The organism is Kangiella sp. M94, from assembly GCF_054926195.1.
The window spans coordinates 519,006-542,498 of record NZ_CM142903.1 but is presented as its reverse complement, the minus strand read 5'-3'; the positions used below and the strand labels follow the sequence as shown (position 1 = coordinate 542,498).

The 23,493-nt window shown below is 42.7% G+C and carries 17 protein-coding genes and 1 pseudogene; 6 read left to right on the top strand and 12 right to left on the bottom strand.

Going from position 1 to position 23,493, the window contains the following annotated elements; genetic code table 11:
• Positions 1-52: 52 nt before the first annotated feature.
• The 5 genes and pseudogenes from ACYTXU_RS02590 to ACYTXU_RS02570 all read right to left on the bottom strand — a co-directional run bounded on the left by ACYTXU_RS02590 (position 53) and on the right by ACYTXU_RS02570 (position 5,599).
• Complete coding sequence (locus tag ACYTXU_RS02590; RefSeq protein ID WP_462208128.1) at positions 53-526, bottom strand: hypothetical protein; 474 nt, start codon at positions 524-526, stop codon at positions 53-55.
• Between the two features lie 27 nt (positions 527-553).
• Positions 554-1,699: pseudogene (locus ACYTXU_RS02585) on the bottom strand (2-isopropylmalate synthase); the annotation flags it as partial.
• A gap of 210 nt (positions 1,700-1,909) precedes the next feature.
• The gene (locus ACYTXU_RS02580; protein ID WP_462209344.1) at positions 1,910-4,378 is read right to left on the bottom strand and encodes an acyl-CoA dehydrogenase; all 2,469 of its coding nucleotides are present in this window, start codon (positions 4,376-4,378) and stop codon (positions 1,910-1,912) included.
• Positions 4,379-4,409: 31 nt separating this feature from the next.
• Positions 4,410-5,039, bottom strand: coding sequence for a TetR/AcrR family transcriptional regulator (locus ACYTXU_RS02575; RefSeq protein ID WP_462208127.1), 630 nt, complete (start codon positions 5,037-5,039; stop codon positions 4,410-4,412).
• Between the two features lie 293 nt (positions 5,040-5,332).
• On the bottom strand, positions 5,333-5,599 hold the full coding sequence (locus tag ACYTXU_RS02570; RefSeq protein ID WP_462208125.1) for a glutaredoxin family protein: 267 nt from the start codon (positions 5,597-5,599) through the stop codon (positions 5,333-5,335).
• Positions 5,600-5,732: 133 nt separating this feature from the next.
• On the opposite strand from ACYTXU_RS02570, the gene ACYTXU_RS02565 reads away from it, so the two are divergent.
• Complete coding sequence (locus ACYTXU_RS02565) at positions 5,733-6,368, top strand: hypothetical protein (RefSeq protein ID WP_462208123.1); 636 nt, start codon at positions 5,733-5,735, stop codon at positions 6,366-6,368.
• A gap of 79 nt (positions 6,369-6,447) precedes the next feature.
• On the opposite strand, the gene rlmKL is transcribed toward ACYTXU_RS02565, so the two are convergent.
• From rlmKL to ACYTXU_RS02540, 5 genes are all read right to left on the bottom strand, one after another.
• Complete coding sequence (gene rlmKL, locus ACYTXU_RS02560; protein WP_462208122.1) at positions 6,448-8,604, bottom strand: bifunctional 23S rRNA (guanine(2069)-N(7))-methyltransferase RlmK/23S rRNA (guanine(2445)-N(2))-methyltransferase RlmL; 2,157 nt, start codon at positions 8,602-8,604, stop codon at positions 6,448-6,450.
• 70 nt (positions 8,605-8,674) lie between these two features.
• The gene (locus tag ACYTXU_RS02555) at positions 8,675-9,703 is read right to left on the bottom strand and encodes a quinone-dependent dihydroorotate dehydrogenase (RefSeq protein ID WP_462208120.1); all 1,029 of its coding nucleotides are present in this window, start codon (positions 9,701-9,703) and stop codon (positions 8,675-8,677) included.
• A 100-nt stretch (positions 9,704-9,803) separates the two neighbouring features.
• Positions 9,804-12,434, bottom strand: coding sequence for a type I DNA topoisomerase (topA, locus tag ACYTXU_RS02550; RefSeq protein WP_462208119.1), 2,631 nt, complete (start codon positions 12,432-12,434; stop codon positions 9,804-9,806).
• Positions 12,435-12,598: 164 nt separating this feature from the next.
• On the bottom strand, positions 12,599-15,097 hold the full coding sequence (locus tag ACYTXU_RS02545) for an ABC transporter permease (protein ID WP_462208118.1): 2,499 nt from the start codon (positions 15,095-15,097) through the stop codon (positions 12,599-12,601).
• Complete coding sequence (locus ACYTXU_RS02540) at positions 15,097-15,831, bottom strand: ABC transporter ATP-binding protein (protein ID WP_462208116.1); 735 nt, start codon at positions 15,829-15,831, stop codon at positions 15,097-15,099. The genes ACYTXU_RS02545 and ACYTXU_RS02540 overlap by 1 nt, the downstream gene beginning before the upstream one ends.
• Before the next feature lie 60 nt (positions 15,832-15,891).
• On the opposite strand from ACYTXU_RS02540, the gene ACYTXU_RS02535 reads away from it, so the two are divergent.
• Positions 15,892-16,515: an arylesterase gene (locus ACYTXU_RS02535; protein WP_462208114.1), complete on the top strand. Its 624-nt coding sequence runs from the start codon at positions 15,892-15,894 to the stop codon at positions 16,513-16,515.
• Positions 16,516-16,533: 18 nt separating this feature from the next.
• On the top strand, positions 16,534-20,520 hold the full coding sequence (locus ACYTXU_RS02530; RefSeq protein ID WP_462208113.1) for an ATP-binding protein: 3,987 nt from the start codon (positions 16,534-16,536) through the stop codon (positions 20,518-20,520).
• Positions 20,521-20,574: 54 nt separating this feature from the next.
• On the opposite strand, the gene ACYTXU_RS02525 is transcribed toward ACYTXU_RS02530, so the two are convergent.
• Positions 20,575-21,006 carry a hypothetical protein gene (locus ACYTXU_RS02525; protein ID WP_462208111.1) on the bottom strand — a complete coding sequence of 144 codons (432 nt, stop codon included), beginning with the start codon at positions 21,004-21,006 and terminating at the stop codon, positions 20,575-20,577.
• 285 nt (positions 21,007-21,291) lie between these two features.
• On the opposite strand from ACYTXU_RS02525, the gene ACYTXU_RS02520 reads away from it, so the two are divergent.
• Positions 21,292-21,627 carry a hypothetical protein gene (locus tag ACYTXU_RS02520; protein ID WP_462208109.1) on the top strand — a complete coding sequence of 112 codons (336 nt, stop codon included), beginning with the start codon at positions 21,292-21,294 and terminating at the stop codon, positions 21,625-21,627.
• 85 nt (positions 21,628-21,712) lie between these two features.
• A complete protein-coding gene (locus tag ACYTXU_RS02515) occupies positions 21,713-22,078 on the top strand; it encodes a hypothetical protein (RefSeq protein ID WP_462208108.1) in 366 nt (121 codons plus the stop codon).
• Between the two features lie 61 nt (positions 22,079-22,139).
• Here the strand turns inward: ACYTXU_RS02515 and ACYTXU_RS02510 are convergent, their stop codons facing one another.
• Positions 22,140-22,814, bottom strand: coding sequence for an OmpW/AlkL family protein (locus ACYTXU_RS02510; RefSeq protein ID WP_462208107.1), 675 nt, complete (start codon positions 22,812-22,814; stop codon positions 22,140-22,142).
• Positions 22,815-23,060: 246 nt separating this feature from the next.
• Here ACYTXU_RS02510 and ACYTXU_RS02505 point away from each other — a divergent pair, with 246 nt between their 5' ends.
• On the top strand, positions 23,061-23,459 hold the full coding sequence (locus ACYTXU_RS02505) for a hypothetical protein (RefSeq protein WP_462208105.1): 399 nt from the start codon (positions 23,061-23,063) through the stop codon (positions 23,457-23,459).
• The last annotated feature ends 34 nt before the right edge of the window (positions 23,460-23,493 follow it).

The following is a 23,493-nucleotide window of genomic DNA, read 5'->3' as shown; positions in this document are numbered from 1 at the left end:
ATCAAGGCATCCATTTGATGAAGGGAGTCGGAGGGGTGCAAGACTAGGATTACTAAGCGAGCTTCTGCAACAAATGCCACCAAGCCTTCTTATCACTGGCAGACTGCCAGTCTAGACCCGGAACCTGTTCATAATTAAGATCTGAGAACTGGCTCGGCTGATTCGTCACAATTAACAATGGGTGATCTTTCAAGCTATCGATTGATTCAGCCCTTACTGCTGAGTCATCCAGCTCAACTAGTTGCAACAAAACTAACGGTAGCTCCGTGCTTTGCCATGATTGCCATGCGTGCGAGAGCGATTGAAAGTTACTTTTGACTAGCTGCAAATCTTGTTCGGGTGTCACCAGTAAATACGCTTTAGGTTGCGGATTGCTCACCACTGAAACATAACCAAAAGTCGCTTTAGGTTCTACTTGCGTTTCCACTCCAGCTTTTTCGGTAACAGTATCCACAACGGCCGCCTGTCTGGAAACCCAGACAGGCACACCCATTGCTTCAAGATACGAACGATTCCAGGTCGACATTATTAATAATGACCTAAATTAGCGCTTGATCAGCGATAACAAATCTTCATCAAGAATGTCATGCTTTTGGTCAGCCAATTTTTTGAAGGCAACGAAAGCATCGTGCAAGTCATCATTATTTTCAAACTGCACACCCAGTTGTGCTAAATGGCTTTTGAAAGCATTACGACCGGAGTGTTTACCCAACACCATACGGTTGTTAGCCCAGCCCACATCTTCAGCGCGCATAATTTCATAAGTTTCACGATGCTTCAGTACGCCATCCTGATGGATGCCAGATTCGTGTGCAAAGGCGTTATCACCAACAATCGCTTTGTTCGGTTGTACCGCGAAGCCAGTAATTTTAGAAACCAATTGTGAAGTTGGTACTATGTGACGCGTATCAATATCGACTTCCACATCAAAGTAATCAGGACGCGTTTTAATCGCCATAACGACTTCTTCCAAAGAAGCGTTACCGGCACGTTCACCAAGGCCATTAATCGTACACTCAACCTGACGCGCACCTTTCTGAACTGCTGCTAGAGAGTTCGCAACAGCTAATCCAAGGTCGTTATGGCAATGCACTGAGAAAATAGCTTTGTCCGAATTAGGAATACGTTCGATTAATTGCTGAATGGTATTAGCGTATTGGTCAGGCAGGTTATAACCCACGGTATCAGGGATATTGATAGTGCGAGCACCAGCGTTAATCACCTGTTCAATGATCTTGCACATAAAGTCCAAATCAGAGCGGCCAGCATCTTCGCACGAAAACTCAACGTCATCACACAGGCCGCGCGCGAATTTAACCGATCTCACCGCATGCTCAATCACCTGCTCAGGCTCCATCTGTAACTTATGCTTCATGTGCAACGGCGAAGTAGCAATAAAAGTATGAATACGTGCTGAGTTAGCGCCTTTAAGCGCATCCCCCGCAGCCTGAATATCTTTTTCCATAGCTCGAGAAAGTGAGCAGATGGTGCTGTCTTTGATATTGTCAGCAACCAACTTGACGGCCTCGAAATCACCCGGGCTTGCAATGGCGAAACCTGCCTCGATCACGTCAACTTTCATTAATTCTAATTGTTTAGCGATTTCCAGTTTTTCTTCTTTGTCCATTGACGCGCCGGGGCTTTGCTCACCATCGCGCAAGGTGGTATCGAAAATCACTAATTTATCTTTCTGACTCATATAATATCTACTCCAATAAGGCCCAATCAGCATCAAGCGCTCACAGGCCAACTTTATTCATCCGCTAAGGATACCAAATATTAAGGGGCTAAGATAAGGTTTGATGACAGGTTAGACCAACATTTTCTCTATCACTTCATAGATTGTTGATAAAGATCAAGCATAAAAAAAGCAGGGACTATGCCCTGCTTCTTTAACACACCACTAAAACTAAGCTGATTTGCTCTTTTTCTTCTTAGGCTTGTCTTCAACTACGCCAGAGATTTCTTCATGGGAATAGTCATCCACCTGAATCACATCCATGCGAGCTTCTTCGGCATCCACCAGGATTTGCTGCTCATCCTTATCAATAATGCCTTTTTCTATTGCTTGCTCAATGCGCTCCATATTGGTGGCGTGTTTATCCAAGTCACCGGCCTTCATTGCTTTACGCAGCTTGCGTCGGACTTCATCAGCTGCCAGGACTTTCATGAACGCCAGCTCAACACGCCCCGTAACATCATCGGCGGTTTTACCTACGTAAGCATATTGAGTAATGCGGTCACGAATTTCACAATTCTGCGTCATCGGCCTAACAATTTCCTGTTCCAGCTTATCCGATGGCATGTGATAGCTTTTACCATAAGGGAAAGCAATAAACCGTAATACTTTGCCGACAGCCTTAAGCGGGAAGTTTTCATAAAATTCATAAAAGGCTTCCTGAGTTTTATACAAGCCATACTCCATGTTCCACTGCACATAAGGTAAGTCGGCTAATGGGCGATCATTATCTTGATAGTATTTCAATACCGCGGAGCACATATAAAGATGGCTTAACACATCGGCCAGGCGCGCTGACAAACGTTCTTTGCGCTTCAAATCACCACCCAAAATACCCATAGCGATATCCGAAGTTAAAGCTAAGGCCGAACTCATACGAGTTAAGTGCTGGTAATATTTCCCGGTTTGCCCACCGACGGGCTTGTTAGCCAATTTAGCGGCACTCAAACCTAATGCAAAAGTACGCGCAAAGTTACTAACCCCATAGCCAATATGGCGGAATAACAAGCTATCGAAACGCTTAACGCCTTCTTCGGTATCTTCCAGCTGTGCCGCCATCATTTCACGCAACACATAAGGGTGACAACGAATCGCCCCCTGACCGAAAATCATCAGGTTTCGAGTCAAAATGTTAGCACCTTCAACGGTAATCCCGATCGGCTGGCTCATATAGCCATTCGCCAGATAATTACGTTCGCCCATAATAATGGCTCGACCACCATGAATATCCATTGAGTGATTCATGATCTCACGACCCATTTCAGTCATGTGATATTTCGCAATGGCGGATACAACAGACGGTTTGATGCCTAAGTCCACCGCGCCCGCAGTCATTACTCGACTTGCTTCGGTTCGGTAAGCAAGCCCCGCAATACGAGCCATCGCTTCTTCAACACCTTCGAAACGACCGATTGGCGTTTTGAACTGTTCACGCACTAACGAATAAGCACCTGTCATGCGGTAGGATAACTTAGCAACAGCAGTACCCATTGCCGGTAATGAAATCGAGCGACCGGCTGCCAGACTTTCCATCAACATTCTCCAGCCTTGACCGGCATACTCTTGACCACCAATCAGCATGTCCATTGGAATAAAAACGTCTTTACCGGTTGTGGTGCCGTTCATGAATGCCTGGTTCATAGGCAAGTGACGCTGACCAATTTCAACGCCTGGATGGTCCGCGGGAATTAAGGCACAGGTAATACCGTAATCTTCCCTATCGCCGATTAAATTGTCAGGGTCATATAATTTAAAAGCTAAACCAACAATAGTCGCCACTGGTGCCAGGGTAATGTAGCGCTTATTCCAGGTAAGCTTGATTCCTAAAACTTCTTTACCTTTGTATTTACCTTTGCAGACGATACCTTTGTCGGGAATCGCACCCGCATCAGAGCCTGCAACAGGAGAGGTCAAAGCAAAACACGGAATTTCGTCGCCTTTAGCCAGACGAGGCAGGTAATGATCTTTTTGTTCCTGGGTGCCGTAATGCAGTAGCAGTTCACCAGGCCCTAATGAGTTAGGAACCATCACAGTTACTGCCGCACTACCACTTCGAGTTGCGATTTTGGTTACAATCGTTGAATGAGCAAGTGCTGAAAAACCTTTACCGCCGTATTCTTTCGGAATAATCATTCCTAAGAAACCTTTGTCTTTAATGAACTTCCATACTTCAGGCGGTAAATCTTTACGCTTATGCACAATGTCCCAATCATCCAGCATGCCACATAATTCTTCTACTTCATTATCAACGAAGGATTGCTCTTCTTCAGTTAGTACTGGTTTGGCAATAGTTAACATCTTGTTCCAGTCTGGATTACCACGGAACAGATCGCCTTCCCACCAGACGTCACCAGCTTCTAGAGCCGTTTTTTCGGTTTCATTCATTGGCGGCAGGACTTTCTGCATAAAGAGGTATGCTTTACGAGAAATCCAATCGATGCGTAAATCAGGAAGTAGATAGAAAGTTGCCACTACAGCAAAAATCAGTAGCGAAATGAATAATCCCCAGGTAAAACCACCGTGAATCCATAAAACAACCAAAGCCACTGCATTAATGATCATTGCTTTCTTCATTGCCAAACGTTGATAGGCGCAAAAGCCCACCACCAGCAACATCACAACAATCTGTAATAAACCCATCATTTCAAATTACCTCAAATATTATTCAATATTACGCTTTCATACCTGCTGCGAGGAACGGCAACATTTCTTTGATGACATCCTCTACACCCAAATCTCGATTAAAGTCAGCTTGCGAAATCTGACGTAATGCATCGCTACCACCTAAAGTAAAAATCATACTTCCGAGCATGTAGTGCAAACGCCAGAAAATTTGGTCAATACTTAAGTTTGGATAGCCTTTTTGAAACAGATGTGTAAAGCGTACTAAAACATGACCGTACTTGTCTGTGACATAACGACGTAAATGCCCTTGTGTTTCGGCATAGGCGCGACCTAACAGACGCATAAAAATGGAAATCGCGTTATTACGACGAGTATTAAGACTTAATAAAGGTCTTATCAAAGCATTCAAAAGCTTTTCAGCCTCAAGCTGATCGGGCGATAACTGCTCTAAGGTCATCAGTTCAAGACTTAACTCTTTAGTAAAGTCCTGTAAGAAGCGGTCAAATACGGCCTGAATCAAAGACTTCTTGGAACCAAAATGATAATTAACACTGGCTAAATTGACTCTAGCCCGCGTAGTAATGGTTCTAAGGCTGGTCTCGGCAAAGCCTCTCTCAGCAAAGAGTTGCTCTGCGGCATCCAGTATTCGACTCTTGGTCGATTCGGTTTTAGTCATGCTTACACTATCCTGCCCAATCAATTCCAAACAACTGTTTGAAACATACGTTCAAAAGCAAAATTTGTCAAGCACGCAAACTAATCTACACAGAAGTAATAGTGATACAAAAGAGGCAACAAAGATTCGAAACCTATAAGGAGGGAAGAATCCAAAACTGTGTTATCAAGAAAATTCCAGGAACAAAACTACAATTTAAAGTCAGTCTGAGTGATTATGGAATTAATAAAGCTGTTCTAATGAAACAATTAAACCCTAACGCTATTTGAACAGACAAAATATCAATGAAAAAATTAACTGAGTTCGAGCCAATCACATAATTGTTGATAGTCAAATGGCCAACCTAACTCTTCAACATCTTTTTCTTTCTTCAAAACGGGAATTGAGTAACGATATTGCGCAAATATTTCATCATCATCAATGATGTCAAAAGGAATGATTTGGTAATGAAATTTATCCTTAAATTGATGCGAAATTTCAATTAACATAGCTTCGACTTTTTCGCACAAATGACAACCAAAAGTTGTGTAAAAAAATATTTTTTGCTCTTTATCATTCATTTTTGTTAAAAAACATTAAAAAAGGTTCGTTATTTGCAACTTTAGCATAATTAATTATTAACTTTCTAAAATTATTTACGTATACTTTGATTGAATTTTAATCAAAACATCTCGCAACACAGGGGAAATGACCATGGCTAAAAAACCAGTAAAAAAATCTGCTTCTAAAGGTACAACTTTGAAGCAACTCGAGGCAGCTGAAAAGAAAGCCGCAGCCGCAGTAAAGAAAGCTCGTGAAGCTGCTAAGAAAGCAGGTGATAAAGCTAAGACTGCTTCTGCTAAAGCTAAAGGCAAATCTACAAAAGCTGCTAAAGCTACTGCCAAAAAAGCTAAAGAGGCTCTTCGTAAAGCTAAGACAGCTGTTAATCAGGCCGTTAAAGCTCACGATTCAGCTAAATCTTCACTAGCTACTGCAAAAGCAACGGCTACTAAAGAAGCTGCTTTACAAAAAGCAATTGCCAAATTCGAAAAAGATTGGGCTGCTAAAGAAGCTAAGAAGAAAGCTGCTGCTGACAAGAGAGCCGCTGCTAAAGCTAAGAAGAAAGCTGCTGCTGACAAGAAAAAAGCTGCCGCTAAAGCTAAAGCCGCTGCTGCTAAAGCTAAAGCAAAAGCTAAGAAAAAGGCTCCTGCTAAGAAAAAAGCACCAGCTAAGAAGAAAGCTCCAGCCAAGAAAAAGGCCCCTGCAAAGAAAAAAGCTCCTGCTAAGAAAAAAGCACCAGCCAAGAAAAAGGCTCCTGCTAAAAAGCGTGTAGCTAAAAAGAAAAAGTAAGTCTTAGGACTTATTCAATAAAAAACCCAGCTTAGGCTGGGTTTTTTATTGTTCTAACTTTAGCGTAAAAAAAGAATAATCAACTTTTATGCTGAATTAACCAACATCTGTGATGATTTCGGCTCTTCTGAAAATCACTTGGCAAGGTTCTTGCTGTTATCTCCTGAACATCAAAGTGCTCTAAAAGCTCCTTTTCCATCTCAAACTTCTTAAAATTGTTTGAGAAGTACAACTTACCCGCTTTATCCAACAGATTCATCGTTTGATTGATTAACTCAACCTGATCTCGTTGCACATCAAAAGTCGCATCCATTCTTTTAGAGTTGGAAAAGGTCGGTGGATCAAGAAAAATCAAGTCATAGACCCTTTGCCCCTGAGCTTCATCAAGCCACTGCAAACAATCCGACTGTACAAATTCATGTCCATAAATTGGGATACTGTTTAAACCAAAATTCTTAATCGCCCAGTTTAAATAGGTTCTGGACATATCAACGGTAGTAGTTTTTGCCCCACCCTTTGCTGCATAAACGCTGACAGAGCCCGTATAAGCAAACAAATTCAAGAATCGCTTGCCATTAGCTTCAGCCATGATCATTTTGCGAGTTTTACGGTGATCCAGGAACAAGCCAGTATCTAAATAACGGTTCAAGTTTACATAAAACTGTAAACCTTGCTCATGAACTACCTGAAACTGTTCTTCGTCGCTTTGTTTTTGATATTGCCAGTCTCCTTTTTGACGTTGCCTTTGTTTTAAGGCGATTTCCGATTCAGGGATCTGCAAGAGACCGGATGTAACTCGCACAATCTCATTCAACCGGCGTTGCGCCACTTTCGGTGGAATATCTTTTGGTGGCGCATACTCCTGGATATGAACCATCTCATCATAAACATCAATCGCAGCAGAATACTCTGGCAGATCGGCATCATAGAGTCGATAACAGGTTACATCATTTTGCTTAAGATAGGATTTTAGGCGTTGCTGATTCTTAATGATGCGATTTTTAAGCATTACTGCACCTTCTGAAAGGTTTTTATCCCAGTCGGGATTAACCACGGTCGGATCGAAGGGCTTATAGAAATTCTCTTCGCGAACATCAAACAGGTATAACTGGCAGTCAATGGCGCCGTTTTTGAATTTGTACTGCTTATGAGAACGCATCCCCATGGCTTTGGCAAAAGACACTTCATTGGTAATGATGGCCGCCTGCCAACCTATGCAATGGCTTTTAATGTAATCACCGAAGTCACGGTATAACTGAATGACATCATCTTCTTCACCCAGGCGCTCGGCATAAGGAGGATTGGATACCAAAAGGCCAGGCTCTTTAAATGCTTCAAGCTTAGGCCGTCTAATATCCTGCTCACTGAGTTCAATTAGCTCATCGAAGTCAGCGTTTGCTATTACTTCTTTAGCCAGCTCAAGGCTCTTACGATGGCTGTCAGAGCCAACAAAGCGATTGGTTAAGGCCAATTTGTTCTTATTAAACTGACGATTCGCTGTTGCAATGGTGGTTTGCCACAGTTCTGCATCGTGCTGTTTCCAGTTTTCGAAAGAATAGGTTGGATTAAACAAGCCCGGAGCCATATCGCAGGCAATCATGACCGCTTCGACTAATAAGGTGCCAGTACCGCACATAGGATCATGAAAACTGTAGCCCTGCTTGGATAACGCAGGCCAGCCAGCACGAATGAGCAGCGCAGCTGCGAGGTTCTCTTTGATTGGAGCACGACCTGAAATCGGTCGGTAGCCACGTTGATGCAAGCTGCGTCCGGCTAAATCGATACCAATTTTAAGTTGTCGGCCATTAATAATGGCATGTATTCGATAATCAGGATTGTCTTTATCCACCGAAGGACGTTGTTCAAATCGTTCTTGATAATAATCCACTACCGCATCTTTGACTTTTTGTGCGGCAAACCCCGAATGACGAATGTCATCATTTTTACGAGCGATGGCATCAACCACGAAGGTTTGCTGCATATCAAAATGCCAGCTCCACTCGATGTTATTAACCTTCTGATACATATCATCGACAGAGGTAAACTCCTCGTCGAGAAGGCACAAATAAATACGGTTGGCTAAACGGGAATGAAGGCAAGCCTTATAGGCGAGCTCTAAATCGCCTTCAAAAACGATATGGGAAGGATGTTCTTTAAGATTAGTAGCGCCGAGCGAGGTCAACTCATCAATTAAGAGAGCTTCAACGCCTTTTGGGCAGCTGGCATAAAATTGCATGATCACGAACGATAAATGAAATAGCCGTCATTATAACGGCTATTAGTTTGCTTTGCTTTGAAAGTTTGTATTACTGAGCCTGTTGGTGCTCTTTTAATGCTTTCGCCACTTCATACACAAGCTGTGGGCCATGATAAATAAACCCCGAATAGATCTGAACCAATTTAGCGCCTGCCTCAATCTTATCAATGGCACTTTGTTCATCGGTGATACCACCGACACCGATCACTGGAATCGAATCATCCAGAGCTTCCACCAGTCGTTTAATGACTTTGGTTGACTGGCTGGCCAGCGGCTTACCGCTCAAACCGCCCTGCTCTTCAGCATGCTTCATACCCTCAACCTTGCTGCGGTCAAAAGTAGTGTTGGTTGCAATAATGCCATCCAGCTCATACTGCCTGAAGGTTTGTGCCAACTCCTCAATATCGTTAGAAGAGAGATCAGGAGCAATTTTAATGGCCAGAGGTTTATAAACCATATGTTCCTGATGTAATGCTTGCTGTTTCTTTTTCAGACTCTCTAATAGACTTTTGAGAGTCTCACCAAACTGCAGGTCGCGCAAACCTGGCGTGTTTGGTGAAGAGATATTAACCACCATATAATCGGCACGACGATAAATCTTCTCCATACCAATCAGGTAGTCATCAACCGCCTTTTCAACCGGTGTATCAAAGTTCTTGCCAATATTTATCCCAAGAACACTGTTGGTATTGGCTTCGGCAACATTTTTTAACAAAGCATCAACACCATCATTATTAAATCCCATACGATTAATAATGGCTTCTGCATCTTCAATTCTGAAAAGGCGGGGCTTTGGATTACCGGGCTGTGGGCGCGGAGTGACAGTGCCAACCTCAATAAAACCAAAACCGAAATGGCTTAATGCATCAACATATTCACCATTTTTATCTAAACCAGCAGCAAGACCGACTCGGTTGGGGAACTTTATGCCCATCACTTCAACGGGGTCATCTACTTGTGGCTGAGACAGTAAACCCGATAGCTTTAACTTATTAAGTATTTTTAGGCTGCTCAATGACAAGTGATGCGAGCGTTCGCCATCCAGCATAAACAAAAGTGATCGAAGTAATGAGTACATGCAGTTGCCCCAACTGATTGAATAAAGGGTTTGGTACAAAAAAGCCTGCCATCAACTTGATGACAGGCTGTATTTTAACAAACAAAGTGCTAGAGCGTGCTTATTTTTGCGGAACCCACTTTCCATTTTCATAAAAAGCTGCCCAGCCACTGGCTTTACCATCTTCTTTGACACCAGCCACATACTGCTGGCCAGTCTTACGGCTAAACTTAACAAACGTCCGATTACCATCGGGATCCTTAAGTGGAGCTTCGGCCAAAAACTGATACTTTGGATCCAGCTGATCTTTTACTGTGATTAGTTCATCCACTGCCGGCGCACGCGTTTCGCGATTGCGTGGAAACTTGCTGGCGGCCAGGAAAATACCCGCAGCACCATCACGTAACACATAGTGATCTTCCACTTTTTCGCACTGCAAGTCAGGCATCGGAATCGGATCCGCTTTTGGCGGCGCAGGCTGTCCGCTCTTAAGCAACTTCCGAGTATTCTTACAATCGTCATTGGTACAATCGAAATATTTTCCGAAACGTCCTGTTTTCAACTGCATCTCGCTACCACATTTGTCGCACTCAAGAATCGGGCCATCATAACCCTTAATCTTGAACTCGCCTTTTTCGATTTCGTAGCCATCACAATCTGGGTTATTACCACAGATATACAACTTGGTACTTTCATCAACCAAGTAATCGTCCATGGTTGAATTACATTTTTTACAACGCTTCTTGTCGTGCAGATAACGCGCTTCTTCTTCCTCATCCGCCGCGATGAACTCTTCACCAGGGATAAGGTTAACGGTATTTTTACAGCGCTCCTTAGGTGGCAATGAATAGCCCATACACCCTAAGAAGACACCAGTGCTGGCATTCCGAATCGCCATAGGGTGCTTTTTACATTTGTCGCATAAAATATCCGTTTCAACGGCCTCATTGCGACGCATGCCGCCTTCACCCTCTGCTTCGTCGGCTTTTTTCAGTTGCTTTGAAAATTCATCATAGAAGTCATCAAGGGTCACTTTCCAGTTCTGACGACCGGATGCAATATCATCCAGATGTTTTTCCATGGTTGCTGTAAAGGAAAAATCGAGCAAATCATTGAAGCTTTCAACCAGGCGGTCAGTAACAATTTCACCAATCTTCTGTGCATAGAAGCGACGATTCTCTAAGCGCACGTAACCACGATCCTGAATGGTCGAGATGATCGAAGCGTAGGTTGATGGGCGACCGATACCGCGCTTTTCTAATTCTTTAACCAGAGCCGCTTCAGAGAAGCGTGCTGGTGGTTTTGTGAAATGCTGCTTAGGATCAAGCTTCTTCAGCTCAAGCATTTCACCTTCTTTCACATTTGGCAGCTCTTCATCTTCTGCGTTTTTCTTTTGCATTGGTAGCACTTGAGTCCAACCATCAAAACGCATCACTCGGCCACGAGCTTTCAGCTCGTAATCGTCTGCTTGAACTTTCAGACTGGTCACATCAAATTCTGCCGGTAGCATCTGGCAGGCCACAAACTGACGCCAAATGAGGTCATACAAACGTTCGGCATCTTTTTCCATGCCGTTTAAATGACCGACTTTTTTAGCCACATCTGAAGGACGGATCGCTTCGTGCGCTTCTTGCGCGCCCTCTTTACTACTGTAGCTATTGGCTTCTTTGGGTAAATACTCAGCGCCAATATTAGTCTTGATGTAGTCACGGCAAGCCTCCACCGCATCAGCACTCAAATTGGTCGAGTCGGTACGCATGTAGGTGATATAACCGGCTTCATACAAACGCTGCGCCATCATCATGGTCTTCTTAACGCCATAGCCCAGTCGTGTGCTGGCGGCTTGTTGTAGCGTTGATGTGATGAATGGTTTGGGAGCTTTGCTTTTTTGTGGCTTGTCTTCGCGAGTAACCACTTTGTAATTCGAAGACTTAAGGGCTTCAACCGCTTTATTGGTTTCCTGCTCGCTATTCGGACGGAAGTTTTTACCCTGGTACTTATTGACCTGTAAACGTAAATCATCTTTTGACTGGGTCAGGGTATTGGCATGAATATCCCAATATTCTTCAGGGATAAATGCCCGGATTTCACGCTCGCGCTCGACTAACAGTCGCACCGCAACTGATTGAACTCGACCAGCGGAAAGCCCACGCGAAATTTTGCGCCATAACAAGGGCGAGACCATAAAACCAACCACACGATCCAGAAAGCGGCGCGCTTGCTGGGCGTTTACATAGTTCATGTCCAGATCGCCAGGTTTTGAGAATGCCTGCTGGATAGCCTTTTTAGTGATTTCGTTAAATACTACGCGCTTAAACTTACTTTCATCACCATCTAACAGCTCACGCAGATGCCAGGCAATAGCCTCTCCTTCTCTATCCAAATCCGTCGCGAGGTAAATGGTGTCAGCATCTTTGGCGATCTTCTTTAATTCATTTAATACTTTCTCTTTGCCCGGCAACACTTCATAGCGAGCTTCCCAGTTCTGTTCGGGATTAATGCCCATACGCGCAAAAAGCGCCGTTTTTTCTTTAAGCGCTTTTTGTTTAGCTTTTTGTTCTGGAGAGAGCTTGCGCGTCGCGGCAGCCTTGCGGGCTCTTTCTTTGGCATCCACTGGTTTTTTATTTTGCGACCCAGTGGGCAAATCACGAATGTGACCGATACTTGATTTGACGATAAAGTCTTTTCCAAGGTATTTATTAATGGTTTTCGCTTTTGCTGGCGACTCCACTATAACCAAAGATTTTCCCATAAAAGTTCCCAAACTCTTTTGTTATCAATGAGTTGTTTGTGTTGATTGGTCAAAGGGCAGAGATAAACCCTGCCCTTTCCTTTTTTATTATTAACAATCTTTAATGGTCGCTGTCTAGACTTTTTTATACAACGACTCGAAAAAGATGATTTTCTCGGTTTATTTTACAATTGTCTTAACACCTGATGTGCGGGCTGGTTTAGGAGACTCTTCAAGCCCCACCAGCCTGCAATGCAAATGAATGCGACAGCCAGTAATGGCACCCATAACCAGAACCATGGGTGCAACACAGGTTCAATATTCATCGCTTCCTGATAAAGAACGGAGACTAACACTTCGCCACCAATCACACCAAGAATTCCCGAGAATACTCCTAACAAAGCTAACTCTGACAGCAGGGTCATTCGGATGAATTTTTTCTGCGCCCCCAAAGTTTTCAATAAAGTTGCTGACAACACACGCTCTTCTTTGCTCGCCTGCAACACCGCATATAAGACTGCCACGCCCGCCAACAGTACAAACAGCATAATAAACTCAACAGCCGTGGTGACCTGATCAAGAATGGTCTGCACCTGCTCCATGATGACATCCAGTTCTATAATGGTGACTGTCGGCATCTCACGCAGAATAGTATTTAAAGCAGCTTTCTTATCCAGCGGCAAATGGAAACTGGTGATATAGGTCGCCATGTTTTCATCCAGCGCACCAGGCTCAAAAATCATAAAGAAATTCGGCTGGAATGAGTCCCATTGAATTTCACGGAAGCTGGTAATTTTGCCTTTAACATCAACACCACCAATCGAAAACTCGAACACATCGCCAATGTCTACGCCAAGCCGACCGGCAAGGTTTTGGTCAATGGATAATTGATAAACGCCATTCTCATCAGGTTGATGCTCTGCGCTGTCCCACCACTCCCCTTTAACTACCTCGTTGGCTTTCGGCACATCCTCGACCCAGGTCAAATTTAGCTCACGGCGCAGTGACCCATCATTCTTCGCTTCTTCTGACACAGCCTCTTCAATCGGCTTACCATTCAAACCGGTAACACGACCGCGAACCATTGGGTAAATACCTGCCGTTTCAACGTTCTGTTCAGCAAGAATATTCTCCAGATTGGGTACTTCACTTGGCTGAACATTAATTAGAAAGTGATTCGGTGCATCATCCGGCAATTGGCTTTGCCATTCGCTTAACAGCTCGCTTCGAATCAATACTGTCGACAGCATGATGATAAAGGCCAAACCAAATGCCGTGATCTGGCTGATGGTAAATGCAGGATAACGTTTTAATTGGCCAAGCCCATAACGAACGGCTGTGGAGCCTCGTTTGCCAAGCCAGATGCCCACTTTAAAGATAAGCCAGGCCATCAGGCGGATCACAATAAAGGCAACCAGTGCTACACCCAGCAAAATACCGACCAATTTCAAGGAACCACTTTGCCACCACATCAGTAGCGCCATGGTGAATATCGCTAACAGATAAATCAGCCAGCTCGAAACAGGTTGCGGCACCATTTCTTTACGCAAAACTCGCAAGGGCGATACTCGCGCAATCTGGAAAAAGGCTGGTAAGGCAAAACCAATCAGCACCACCAGACCACTTAAGCCACCCGCTATAACCGGCGCCCAATTAATCGGCACCATCGGTTTTGGCAAGAAATCAGCAAACTGCACGATAATGGCTTGTTGAATGGCCAAACCCAGGACAACGCCAATGGCAGAACCAATCAAACCCATGATCAGCAATTGCGAAATATATAGTCTATGCACCTGAGCAATCTGCATACCCAGGCAACGATAAATTGCCGCATAATCATAATGACGACGACTGAAACGCCCAGCTGCAACTGCAATGGCAACACCCGCCAAAACTACCGAAATCAAGCTTGCCAAACGCAGAAACGTTTCCGCACGCTCTATTGAAGCCTGTAATGCTGGCGTACCTTCTTTACCACCGGTTAAGCGCTGTGTTTTGTTCATCTGTGGCTTAAGCCAATCGATAAAGTTTTCGCGCGGTTGAATATCGCCAGCAATGAATAAAGTATAAGAAACTCGGCTGCCCGGTTGGATAATATTAGCGCGTTCCACATCCGTCTGATTGATATAAACTTTCGGTGCGACATTGAACATCTCGCTGGCTTGCCCCGGACCACCAACAATTACGCCTGCTATGGTTAGTTGAATCGATCCGAAATCAACTTCATCGCCTTTTTCAGCTCCTAAAGATGCTAACACTCGCGGTTCGACCCAAACCGAACCTGCTTCCGGTTGAGCCTGCATGCTTTGTCCGCGGGTAAAGGGCTTGTCAGCAATTTCGAACTCACCTTTAAGCGGGAACTTGCCGCCTAATGCTGTCACGCTGACCAACTGAAATTCATCGCCTTTCGCCAAGACCGTTGAAAAGCCGGTTGACTCTGTGAGCTGTAACCCCTCATCTCGGCCTTTTTCTAACCATTCTGGCTCAATGGGTCTAGGTGTTCTTAAGGTATAGTCAGCACCTAAAAACTCACTACTTTGTTCGCCCATGGCACGATGAGTTCGATCAGTAATAGTACCAATCGCCACCATTGCCATCACCGCAATCATCAGCGCAAAAAATAAAACCTTAACCTCGCCCGATTGCCAGTCGCGTCGGAATAAACGCCATGCCATACCGCGCATCAGGCTGTCTCCACTTTGTCTGCTTGCGCTGTATCAGTCTTGACTACTTGAGCTTGATTTACCGAATCTTCAACCACTTTACCCGCTTCAAGACGCACCAAACGCTGGCAACGCTCAGCCAAACGATCATCGTGAGTTACCAACACTAAAGTGGTTCCAAGTTGCTGGTTTAACTCAAAAATCAAATCAATAATCTTTTCACCGTTGCCGGTATCTAGATTTCCCGTCGGCTCATCGGCAAATAGAATTTTCGGCTCCGAAGCAAAAGCACGCGCAATCGCTACACGCTGCTGCTCTCCGCCTGACAATTGATGAGGATAATGATTAAGACGCTCAGCCAAGCCTACTTTGATCAAAAGCTCTTTCGCTTTCTTTTGTGGATTTTTTTCTTCCTTCAGCTCAATCGGCAGCATCACATTTTCCAGCGCCGTCAAACCCGGAAGCAGATGAAATGACTGGAACACAAAACCCACATACTGAGCACGAACTGCTGCTCGCTCATCTTCGGATAATTTATGGATTGGGTGGCCCGCAAGCTCTACTTCACCTTCGGAAGGAGTATCCAAACCAGCCAGTAAAGACAGTAACGTTGACTTACCCGAACCGGAAGCACCAACAATCGCTACACTATCGTGTTCATTTACGGTTAAACTTACCTCCGATAAAATGGTCAGAGATTGTTCAGGCAGCTTGACTGTTTTCGTTAAATTGCGTGTTGTTAACATCATATTCATCTTAAATTGATACCATTGAGTCAAATATACTCATTAAAAAATTAACCTAAGCATATCATTATGAAGAAAAAATTGGCGTGGATTTTGTTTCTAGTTGTTGCGGTCTTTAATGTTGCAATAACTGCAAAAGCACAAGAAAAACCCACCATTTTAGTTCTCGGCGATAGCCTGAGCGCTGGCTACAACATCGAGGTTGAGCAAGGCTGGGTTGAGTTACTCAACCAAAAGCTTAAGCAAGAAGGCTACCCGCATACTGTCATCAACGGCAGCATCAGTGGCGACACCACCACCCAGGGATTATTGCGCCTACCTACTCTGCTCAAGCAACATGCTCCAGAAGTTGTCATCATTGAGCTTGGCGGCAACGATGCACTACGTGGTACATCCCCTACCGCCATTAAACGCAACCTCGGTAAACTCATCGACACCAGCAAACGCTCAGGTGCCGAAGTCCTGTTGTTAGGAATCCAAATCCCACCCAACTACGGTCAACGCTATGCTCAAGCATTCTTCGACAATTATGCCCAGTTAGCCAATGAAAAAAAGGTGAAACTGGTACCTGTATTTTTAGAAAATGTGGGAGGAGTTGATGAGTTGATGCAGAAAGACGGCATTCACCCCAATGCAAAAGCACAGCCACTTTTACTAGAAAATGTGTATACTAGCCTGAAAAACATACTATAAAAATGAATATTCACCACCATGCTGAAAAGAATCCTTGGACTACTGTTTTTAAGTACAGTAGTCACCCAGGCTATTGCCAACATTCATTTTAATAATTTTACTCAAGAAGAAGGTCTTCCCGACAATAGAGTATGGGCAATAACTCAAGATAAACAGGGCGCCATGTGGATAGGTACCGCCAATGGCCTGGCAAAATATGAAGGGTACAATTTTACAAACTATAATCTGAGGGATACTGAAACTCTATCCTTGGAAACCGACCATGTTAAATCCCTTTATGTGGATGACGCAAACACTCTCTGGATCGGTACGCTTGGCGACGGATTAGTCCAACACAACAATGGAGAGTTCTCCGCTTTCAGTCTTTCATCCAGTAATCCACCAAAGAACATCCTAACCCTATTTGGAACTACAGATTATATTGGCGCGGGTTCCGATCAAGGACTTTATACTATCCACTTACCCTCAAATAGAATCTCACACATAAAACTAAGCGATTTACCCGTAACTACTCAATCAACCTCCAATCGAATAAACTCAATTATCGCTACCCCCAATGAAATTTTGGTAGCGGCTGACCATCACATCTTAGCTTTTGATAAAAGCTTTCAGTTTAAGAAGTCTTTACCTATAAAATTTCCCGATAATAAACTTAGATTGAGGAAGCTCGTCAAAGAGTCAGACAATTCAATACTAATTGCAACCAACGAAAATCTATACCGGTATCACTTAGATAAAGATATCCTTCAAACAGTTTCAGACTCATTACAAGGAAATGTGGTACTTGATGCTCTGGTCATAAATGAAAAAGTTCTCGTCGCTACCTTCGATCAAGGACTCCAGGTGGTCGGTGAAAAAACTGAGTCTTATAAAAGTTCCTCTAGTCAAGAAAACTCTCTACCAAACGATACTCTTATTAGTCTTTATAAGTCGGGGGACGGAGTTGTTTGGATAGGAACCTTTAATGGACTGGCAAAGGTTAATCCCGCTTTAAATAACTTTAAGCTAATTAGTCACAAAACAAATCATCTTCGCTGCCTAAATAGCAACGAAATCATATCCATTAACGTGTTACCGGACAATAACCTGCTTATTTCAACTACTGATCAAGTCGCGACCTACAATATGAAAAGCAAGCATTGCCATGAAATCAGCCCTCCGACAGGAAGCACAGATAGCTTATACAAGTTTACGGTTTATCAATCCTTGCAAGAAGACAGCGATCACATTTGGCTGGCGTCGTCTTTTGGCTTGCTGTTACTGGATAGTCAGGGTTCCATCAAAACTATTTCTCAAATAAGCGACTCAAAACCTCGTGTCTACTCAATAGATAACCACAGCGATAATAAGCTGGTTGTAGGTACAACTGAAGGCGCCTATTTAGTGAATAAAAGTACATTCAAAATAGAGAAGCTATCTCAGGAAGGTCAAAGGTTAAAGCAGTTTGTTAATACAGTAAAATCTAAAGGAAACCTTATTTACATAGGTACCCACGATAACCTATATAAATACAATGGTCGTACCGTCACTCAGATTAATCCAAAATCACAAATACCCATCGGCAGAGTTAATGATATTCTTTTGTCTGACAGCTCCTATTTTGTCGCCTCGAGCCGCGGAGCTATTTACGAGTTAGACTATGACAACGATATTCTAATCAATGAGTATTATATTGACCCACCCAGCCATACAAATAGCATTCAAGCAATTAAGTTTGGCGGTAAAAACACACTGTGGATTTCATCGCTGGATGGGTTATATAGCTTAGATATCGTAACTGGAAATATTCATCGTTTCACCAAAGAGAGCGGACTTCAGGGTAATAGATTTAATCTTGGAGCAGCAGCAAATTCGAATCAAACTCTCTACTTTGCTGGCAACCAAGGCATCAGTTACTTCAACCCTGCGAAGATAGATTTAAAAACAATAGAACCCAAAGTCATAGCAACCAGGATAAACATATTTTCTAATCAGGGCTTAGATCCTCAAACAGATAACTCAACCAGCAACCATCAAGAAATCAGCCACGATGAAAACCTTGTGCTATCCCATCATGAGAATGACTTTAGTATTGAATTTGCAGGTATGCACTATATTTCATCTAAAAATATAAAGTATGCCTACAAATTGGATGGCGTCCATTCTGACTGGATACCGACCGCCGCAAATAATCGAATGACCACATTCAGTAACCTTTCCCCAGGAAAGTATGAATTTAAAGTAAGGGCAAAGTCAGATAATAGTGACTGGAGCTCCGAGCAAAACTCTTTATCTCTTCCTATTACTATTCTGCCTCCTATATGGCTCACCTGGTGGGCAAAGTTAGCATATGCTGTTTGCTTCATATTGCTAATATTGCTCTACATTAACCTACGTACAAGAAACGCTGTGAAGCAGGCTAGGAAGCTTCAACTTGAAGTTCAAGAAAGAACCCATCAAATTGCAAACCAAAAAGCTGTTATTGAGAGCCTTCTTGAAAAGAAGAATGAGCTGTTCGCTAATATCTCCCATGAATTCAGGACACCATTAACCTTAATCCTTGGTCCTATTCAAAAAGAATTGAACTCTCTCGAACAACCCAAAAGTGAAAAAAGCCTACAAATGATTCAGCGCAATGCTAATAGGTTATTAGTAATGGTTGAACAAATACTCAAATTAGCAGAGTTAAAAAAAGAAAGTCCAGCTTCAAAGTCGGCGCTAGACGTAAACACTCTATTGCCTCAAATAATCGAATTGTTTAAGCCTCTAGCTCAGAAAAAAGAAATTTCCATACGCTACCGTTTGGGGCCTTCCAGTAAGGTCTTAATTGCGGGTGACTCTCTTGAGGTCATGGTCGGAAATTTGCTATCCAATGCCATTAAATATACCCCTCACAAAGGCTGCATAACCGTTGAAACCAGAGCTGAAGGCTCTAATGTCATCATAAAAGTTATCGATAATGGCTTTGGTATGGAAGCCAATAAGACAAATGAAATTTTTGAGAGATTTGTCAGGCTTGAGCATACTTCAGATATATCAGGCACCGGTATCGGATTATCTATCGTAAAAGAGCTGGTCATGGCTCATGGTGGTAATATCAATGTCGATAGCCAATTGGGAAAAGGCTCTACGTTCCAGATTAGATTACCTCTAACTGATCTCCCAGCTAAACAAAGTCAACCATCACATTCTAATTCTATTGCTTACTTAACCCACGATGACTTCTTATCATGTGAAACAAAAAATAATTTGGAAGTCGTTGAACCTATTGATAACAAAGAATGCCTTCTTATCATCGAAGATAACCCCGATATGAGGGAATATCTTGAGATAGTATTGGGGGGTGACTACCAGTGCTACTCATCTCCCCGAGGTGAGTCAGGAATTGAATTGGCTATGGAGATTATTCCTGATCTCGTGTTATGTGATGTGATGATGCCTGGAATTGACGGTTACGAGGTAGCTACTCAGTTGCGTACGGATAATAGAACTTCACATATACCTATCGTCCTGCTCACTGCAAAAGGGGATAAGAACAGTCGCATTAAAGGATGGGATAATGACATAGATGGGTACATGACCAAACCGTTTGATGAACAAGAGTTACTACTCAGAATAAAGAATATTCTATCGATAAGAAACATCCTTAAAGAAAAGGCCTCAAATACACTCTCCTCGAGCCCTTCAGGAAAGCAGTCGGGATTAAACCAACGTGAGCAAGATTTCTTGAATAAACTCTTTAGAGTATTTGAAAAACATTATAATGACCCGTCTATTACAAGAGCAGAAATAGCGGGTAACATGGCCGTCAGCGAAAGACAGTTACAGCGCAAAGTTAAAGGATTAGTTAATAGAAACCCTATGGACTTGTTCAGAGATTATCGATTGGATAAGGCTAAAGAGTTACTTTCAACAGGTAAACAGATCAACCTTATATCTGACTTATGTGGCTTCAGCTCAGCTTCATACTTTAGCCAATGCTTTAAGGCTAAATTTGGTGTTAGCCCAAAAGAACTTCAACGCTAATTCATATTGAATAAGGCAGCTTAATAAAAAGCCACCTTATTCTTATCAAACGCCTTAGAAGACTCGGTAGTTTGCTACTGCATCTAAAACAACACTTTGGCCAGTATAGTTATCAATTACTCTAACTCTTTGAGTTAGCTTCTGACCTGGGCTAATTGCTCTAAGGCAAACTTTTCCTTCCTGGGTAGTATTCATAATTGAATCACAGCTATTGTCCAAGTATTGGACATTGAATTGTCCAGATGATTGATTGATACCCAGTACAGAGAAAACTGCTGTTGAATCTCCGTTGATAGTATAGGTAGAACCAAAACAACGATCAGCAGTTGCCTCATCCCAGGCAGGTGTATCAATGTAACAAGCAGCCGCAGCATTACTTAAGCTTGATGATGATTGAACAGAATAATTATTTGCCATTGCTGATACTGACAGACCTAATGTCAACGCTGAAACAGATGCTATACCTGTCAATAAATTTAGTTTCATTTTTTAATCCTCTTAATTAAGTAATTGTTATTGCGTCACTAACGAGCTATTCATTTGTGACGCCACATAGAATAGAGGATTCTTAAAGCTGTATGTGTTACTCAAAGGACCAAAAAAACCAATTTAAGGACATGCTTAACCTATTGTTTTATCAGTAATTATTACCCACTTTATAAATTAGGACTGGTTCTATTAAATTAAGGACAAATCCCTGTATAGTCGTTGACTCATTAGTGTTTCATATAATATCTTCTGCAAACTTTAAATAATAAAGGAACCTTCATTTTGAAAAAATCATACTTAGCTTTAGCAGCAATCCTTACCACTACTCTTTGTTCCACATTATTCACAACATCCCCTGTATCTGCAGAAACTATAGGCTGGAAAAATTGCTATCACACAGATCTCGCTACTGGTAAGACAGCAAGGTTAGGATTCATCTATTTATGGGAAACATGTGAGGGCAGCTCTAAAATTATGGATAAAATTCATGAGCAACATTCCACTGGTATAGTAAGAGACAAATATGGCACCGAGTCTTACGTGTCTGAATTAATGCATCGTGTAGACGATCCAAATTGTGTGATTGATACAAATACACACACTGAGCCAGACTATTAAATTTAGTTTTGCCGATTGGCTATCAATTAATCTTGGCAATCTGATTCAAATAACATAGCAATTAATAACATCAAAGGAGCATGTAATGTTAAACACCAAGCTGAAGCTTTCAAAAATTACTTTCATTCTAGTATCCGTTCTATGCCTTACAATTAATGCACCAACAGAAGCTGGACATAATTCTACTCCAACTTCTGGCAGTTGTTATCATTATCATGTTAATGATTGGGGATTGCGGGTTATTGAGTCATACTTGGGGCCAAAACATGTATTTTACAGCTGTGCCGACCTTTATATGAGTCAAGTTGTGCATGAACATGAAACTGGTGAAGTTGTGGCAGAAAGTGGCCAAAAAGCTTATCACCCACAATATCAACAACATCAAAAAACAAGACCTGATGACCCTAACTGTGTCATTGATACGTACGCTCCTATGGAACCCAATTATTGAGTTTAATTAAGATGTCACCGCAACTAGTTTCCTAGGGACGGTGACATCAATTACGAACTACCTAGAATTGCCAGGCAAAGCCAACCATCACAACCCAAGGGTCGATTTGTACATCAACGGTGGTAGCCGTTGCGCCATCAACTTTAACCGTTGCTTCAGTGTCAATATCAACATACCAAACCCCTGTGTTGAAGTAGAAGCCGTCGCTGATTTTCCAGTCGGCACCCATTTGACCAGCCAATCCAAACGAATCGTCAAGCTCAAGCTGAACGTCGTTTGTACCCAACGCAGTTTTTAATTCAGAGGAAGCTTTCTCATCAAAGAATTTGGTGTAATTAACGCCAAGACCAAAGTAAGGGCTGAAATCATCAGTGCCAAACTCTGGGTAGTACTGGAACGAAACAGTAGGTGGTAAGTGTTTAGTTTCACCAATCGGTAAACCCGCTAAATCTCCAGAACCATTAATATCATGCTTGAAGGGTAATGCCGCTAAAACTTCCAAACCCCAGTTATCGCTCAGCATCCAGGTGCCGCTAAAACCGACTCCAATTGCCGAATCAACGGTGACGCCATCATTCGCACCCAACACGTTAGAGCTGTCATCATTAGGGCTAACATGCGCCGCACCGAGGCGCACAATGAAATCGCCTTCTTTGTGGGCCAAAGCACCAACAGCCGTTAAAGACAATACCGCGCCAACCGCTAAAGCAGTTGCTGATTTGATAAGTTGTTTCATGGTGAATTTCCTTCTTTGTTTAAGACGCAACAAAGATAATCCACTTACGATATGAAAGCTTGACCTGGATCAATGGTTACAACCCAGCAACTCATCAGTTTGCTTTTTATTGATCGGGATCAATTTGTTGTGGTTACAACCCAAGGTGTATGTGTATGATTAGCTAATCTAACAAATATGATCTGTCAACGACTTACTGCTAGTATTGTACGAAGGATTATAAAATCTGAAGCTTGGGAGAAAAGAATGAAAAGAATTGTAGTATTAGTTTTGTGCACGCTTTCCTTTGGATGTGACATGAGCAAAACCGACGAAAAATATTCTAGAAGCCAATGCATTGTTTTATTAGAGATAGAAGGTAACGTCGATGACAGAAATGCCCTAATTGATGCCACTGGGCAAGCAATACTAGATGGGGCAATAGGCTTGGCCGCAACTGCACCCAAATACAAGAATAATGAAATTGCTGGTTTGTACCTGCAATATAAATCTTCTTGTGAGGAAAAAGTAAATTTAACAGAAACATTAATTCGAGAATATCTAGAAACGGAACAGCTAAAAAACTTAAGCTTTAATATTTCTAAAGAAATAGTTAATCCCGGTGTCGATACTATCGATGTTAAAGGCCAATATTGGCTCGATTAATGGAAAACATGCCAATGCCTCAGCTCTTTTTAGT

Coding starts and splice junctions, on each gene's coding strand:
- ACYTXU_RS02590 (WP_462208128.1), bottom strand. CDS start 526: ATGTCGACCTGGAATCGTTCGTATCTTGAAGCAATGGGTGTGCCTGTC.
- ACYTXU_RS02580 (WP_462209344.1), bottom strand. CDS start 4,378: ATGGGTTTATTACAGATTGTTGTGATGTTGCTGGTGGTGGGCTTTTGC.
- ACYTXU_RS02575 (WP_462208127.1), bottom strand. CDS start 5,039: ATGACTAAAACCGAATCGACCAAGAGTCGAATACTGGATGCCGCAGAG.
- ACYTXU_RS02570 (WP_462208125.1), bottom strand. CDS start 5,599: ATGAATGATAAAGAGCAAAAAATATTTTTTTACACAACTTTTGGTTGT.
- ACYTXU_RS02565 (WP_462208123.1), top strand. CDS start 5,733: ATGGCTAAAAAACCAGTAAAAAAATCTGCTTCTAAAGGTACAACTTTG.
- rlmKL (WP_462208122.1), bottom strand. CDS start 8,604: ATGCAATTTTATGCCAGCTGCCCAAAAGGCGTTGAAGCTCTCTTAATT.
- ACYTXU_RS02555 (WP_462208120.1), bottom strand. CDS start 9,703: ATGTACTCATTACTTCGATCACTTTTGTTTATGCTGGATGGCGAACGC.
- topA (WP_462208119.1), bottom strand. CDS start 12,434: ATGGGAAAATCTTTGGTTATAGTGGAGTCGCCAGCAAAAGCGAAAACC.
- ACYTXU_RS02545 (WP_462208118.1), bottom strand. CDS start 15,097: ATGCGCGGTATGGCATGGCGTTTATTCCGACGCGACTGGCAATCGGGC.
- ACYTXU_RS02540 (WP_462208116.1), bottom strand. CDS start 15,831: ATGAATATGATGTTAACAACACGCAATTTAACGAAAACAGTCAAGCTG.
- ACYTXU_RS02535 (WP_462208114.1), top strand. CDS start 15,892: ATGAAGAAAAAATTGGCGTGGATTTTGTTTCTAGTTGTTGCGGTCTTT.
- ACYTXU_RS02530 (WP_462208113.1), top strand. CDS start 16,534: ATGCTGAAAAGAATCCTTGGACTACTGTTTTTAAGTACAGTAGTCACC.
- ACYTXU_RS02525 (WP_462208111.1), bottom strand. CDS start 21,006: ATGAAACTAAATTTATTGACAGGTATAGCATCTGTTTCAGCGTTGACA.
- ACYTXU_RS02515 (WP_462208108.1), top strand. CDS start 21,713: ATGTTAAACACCAAGCTGAAGCTTTCAAAAATTACTTTCATTCTAGTA.
- ACYTXU_RS02510 (WP_462208107.1), bottom strand. CDS start 22,814: ATGAAACAACTTATCAAATCAGCAACTGCTTTAGCGGTTGGCGCGGTA.
- ACYTXU_RS02505 (WP_462208105.1), top strand. CDS start 23,061: ATGAAAAGAATTGTAGTATTAGTTTTGTGCACGCTTTCCTTTGGATGT.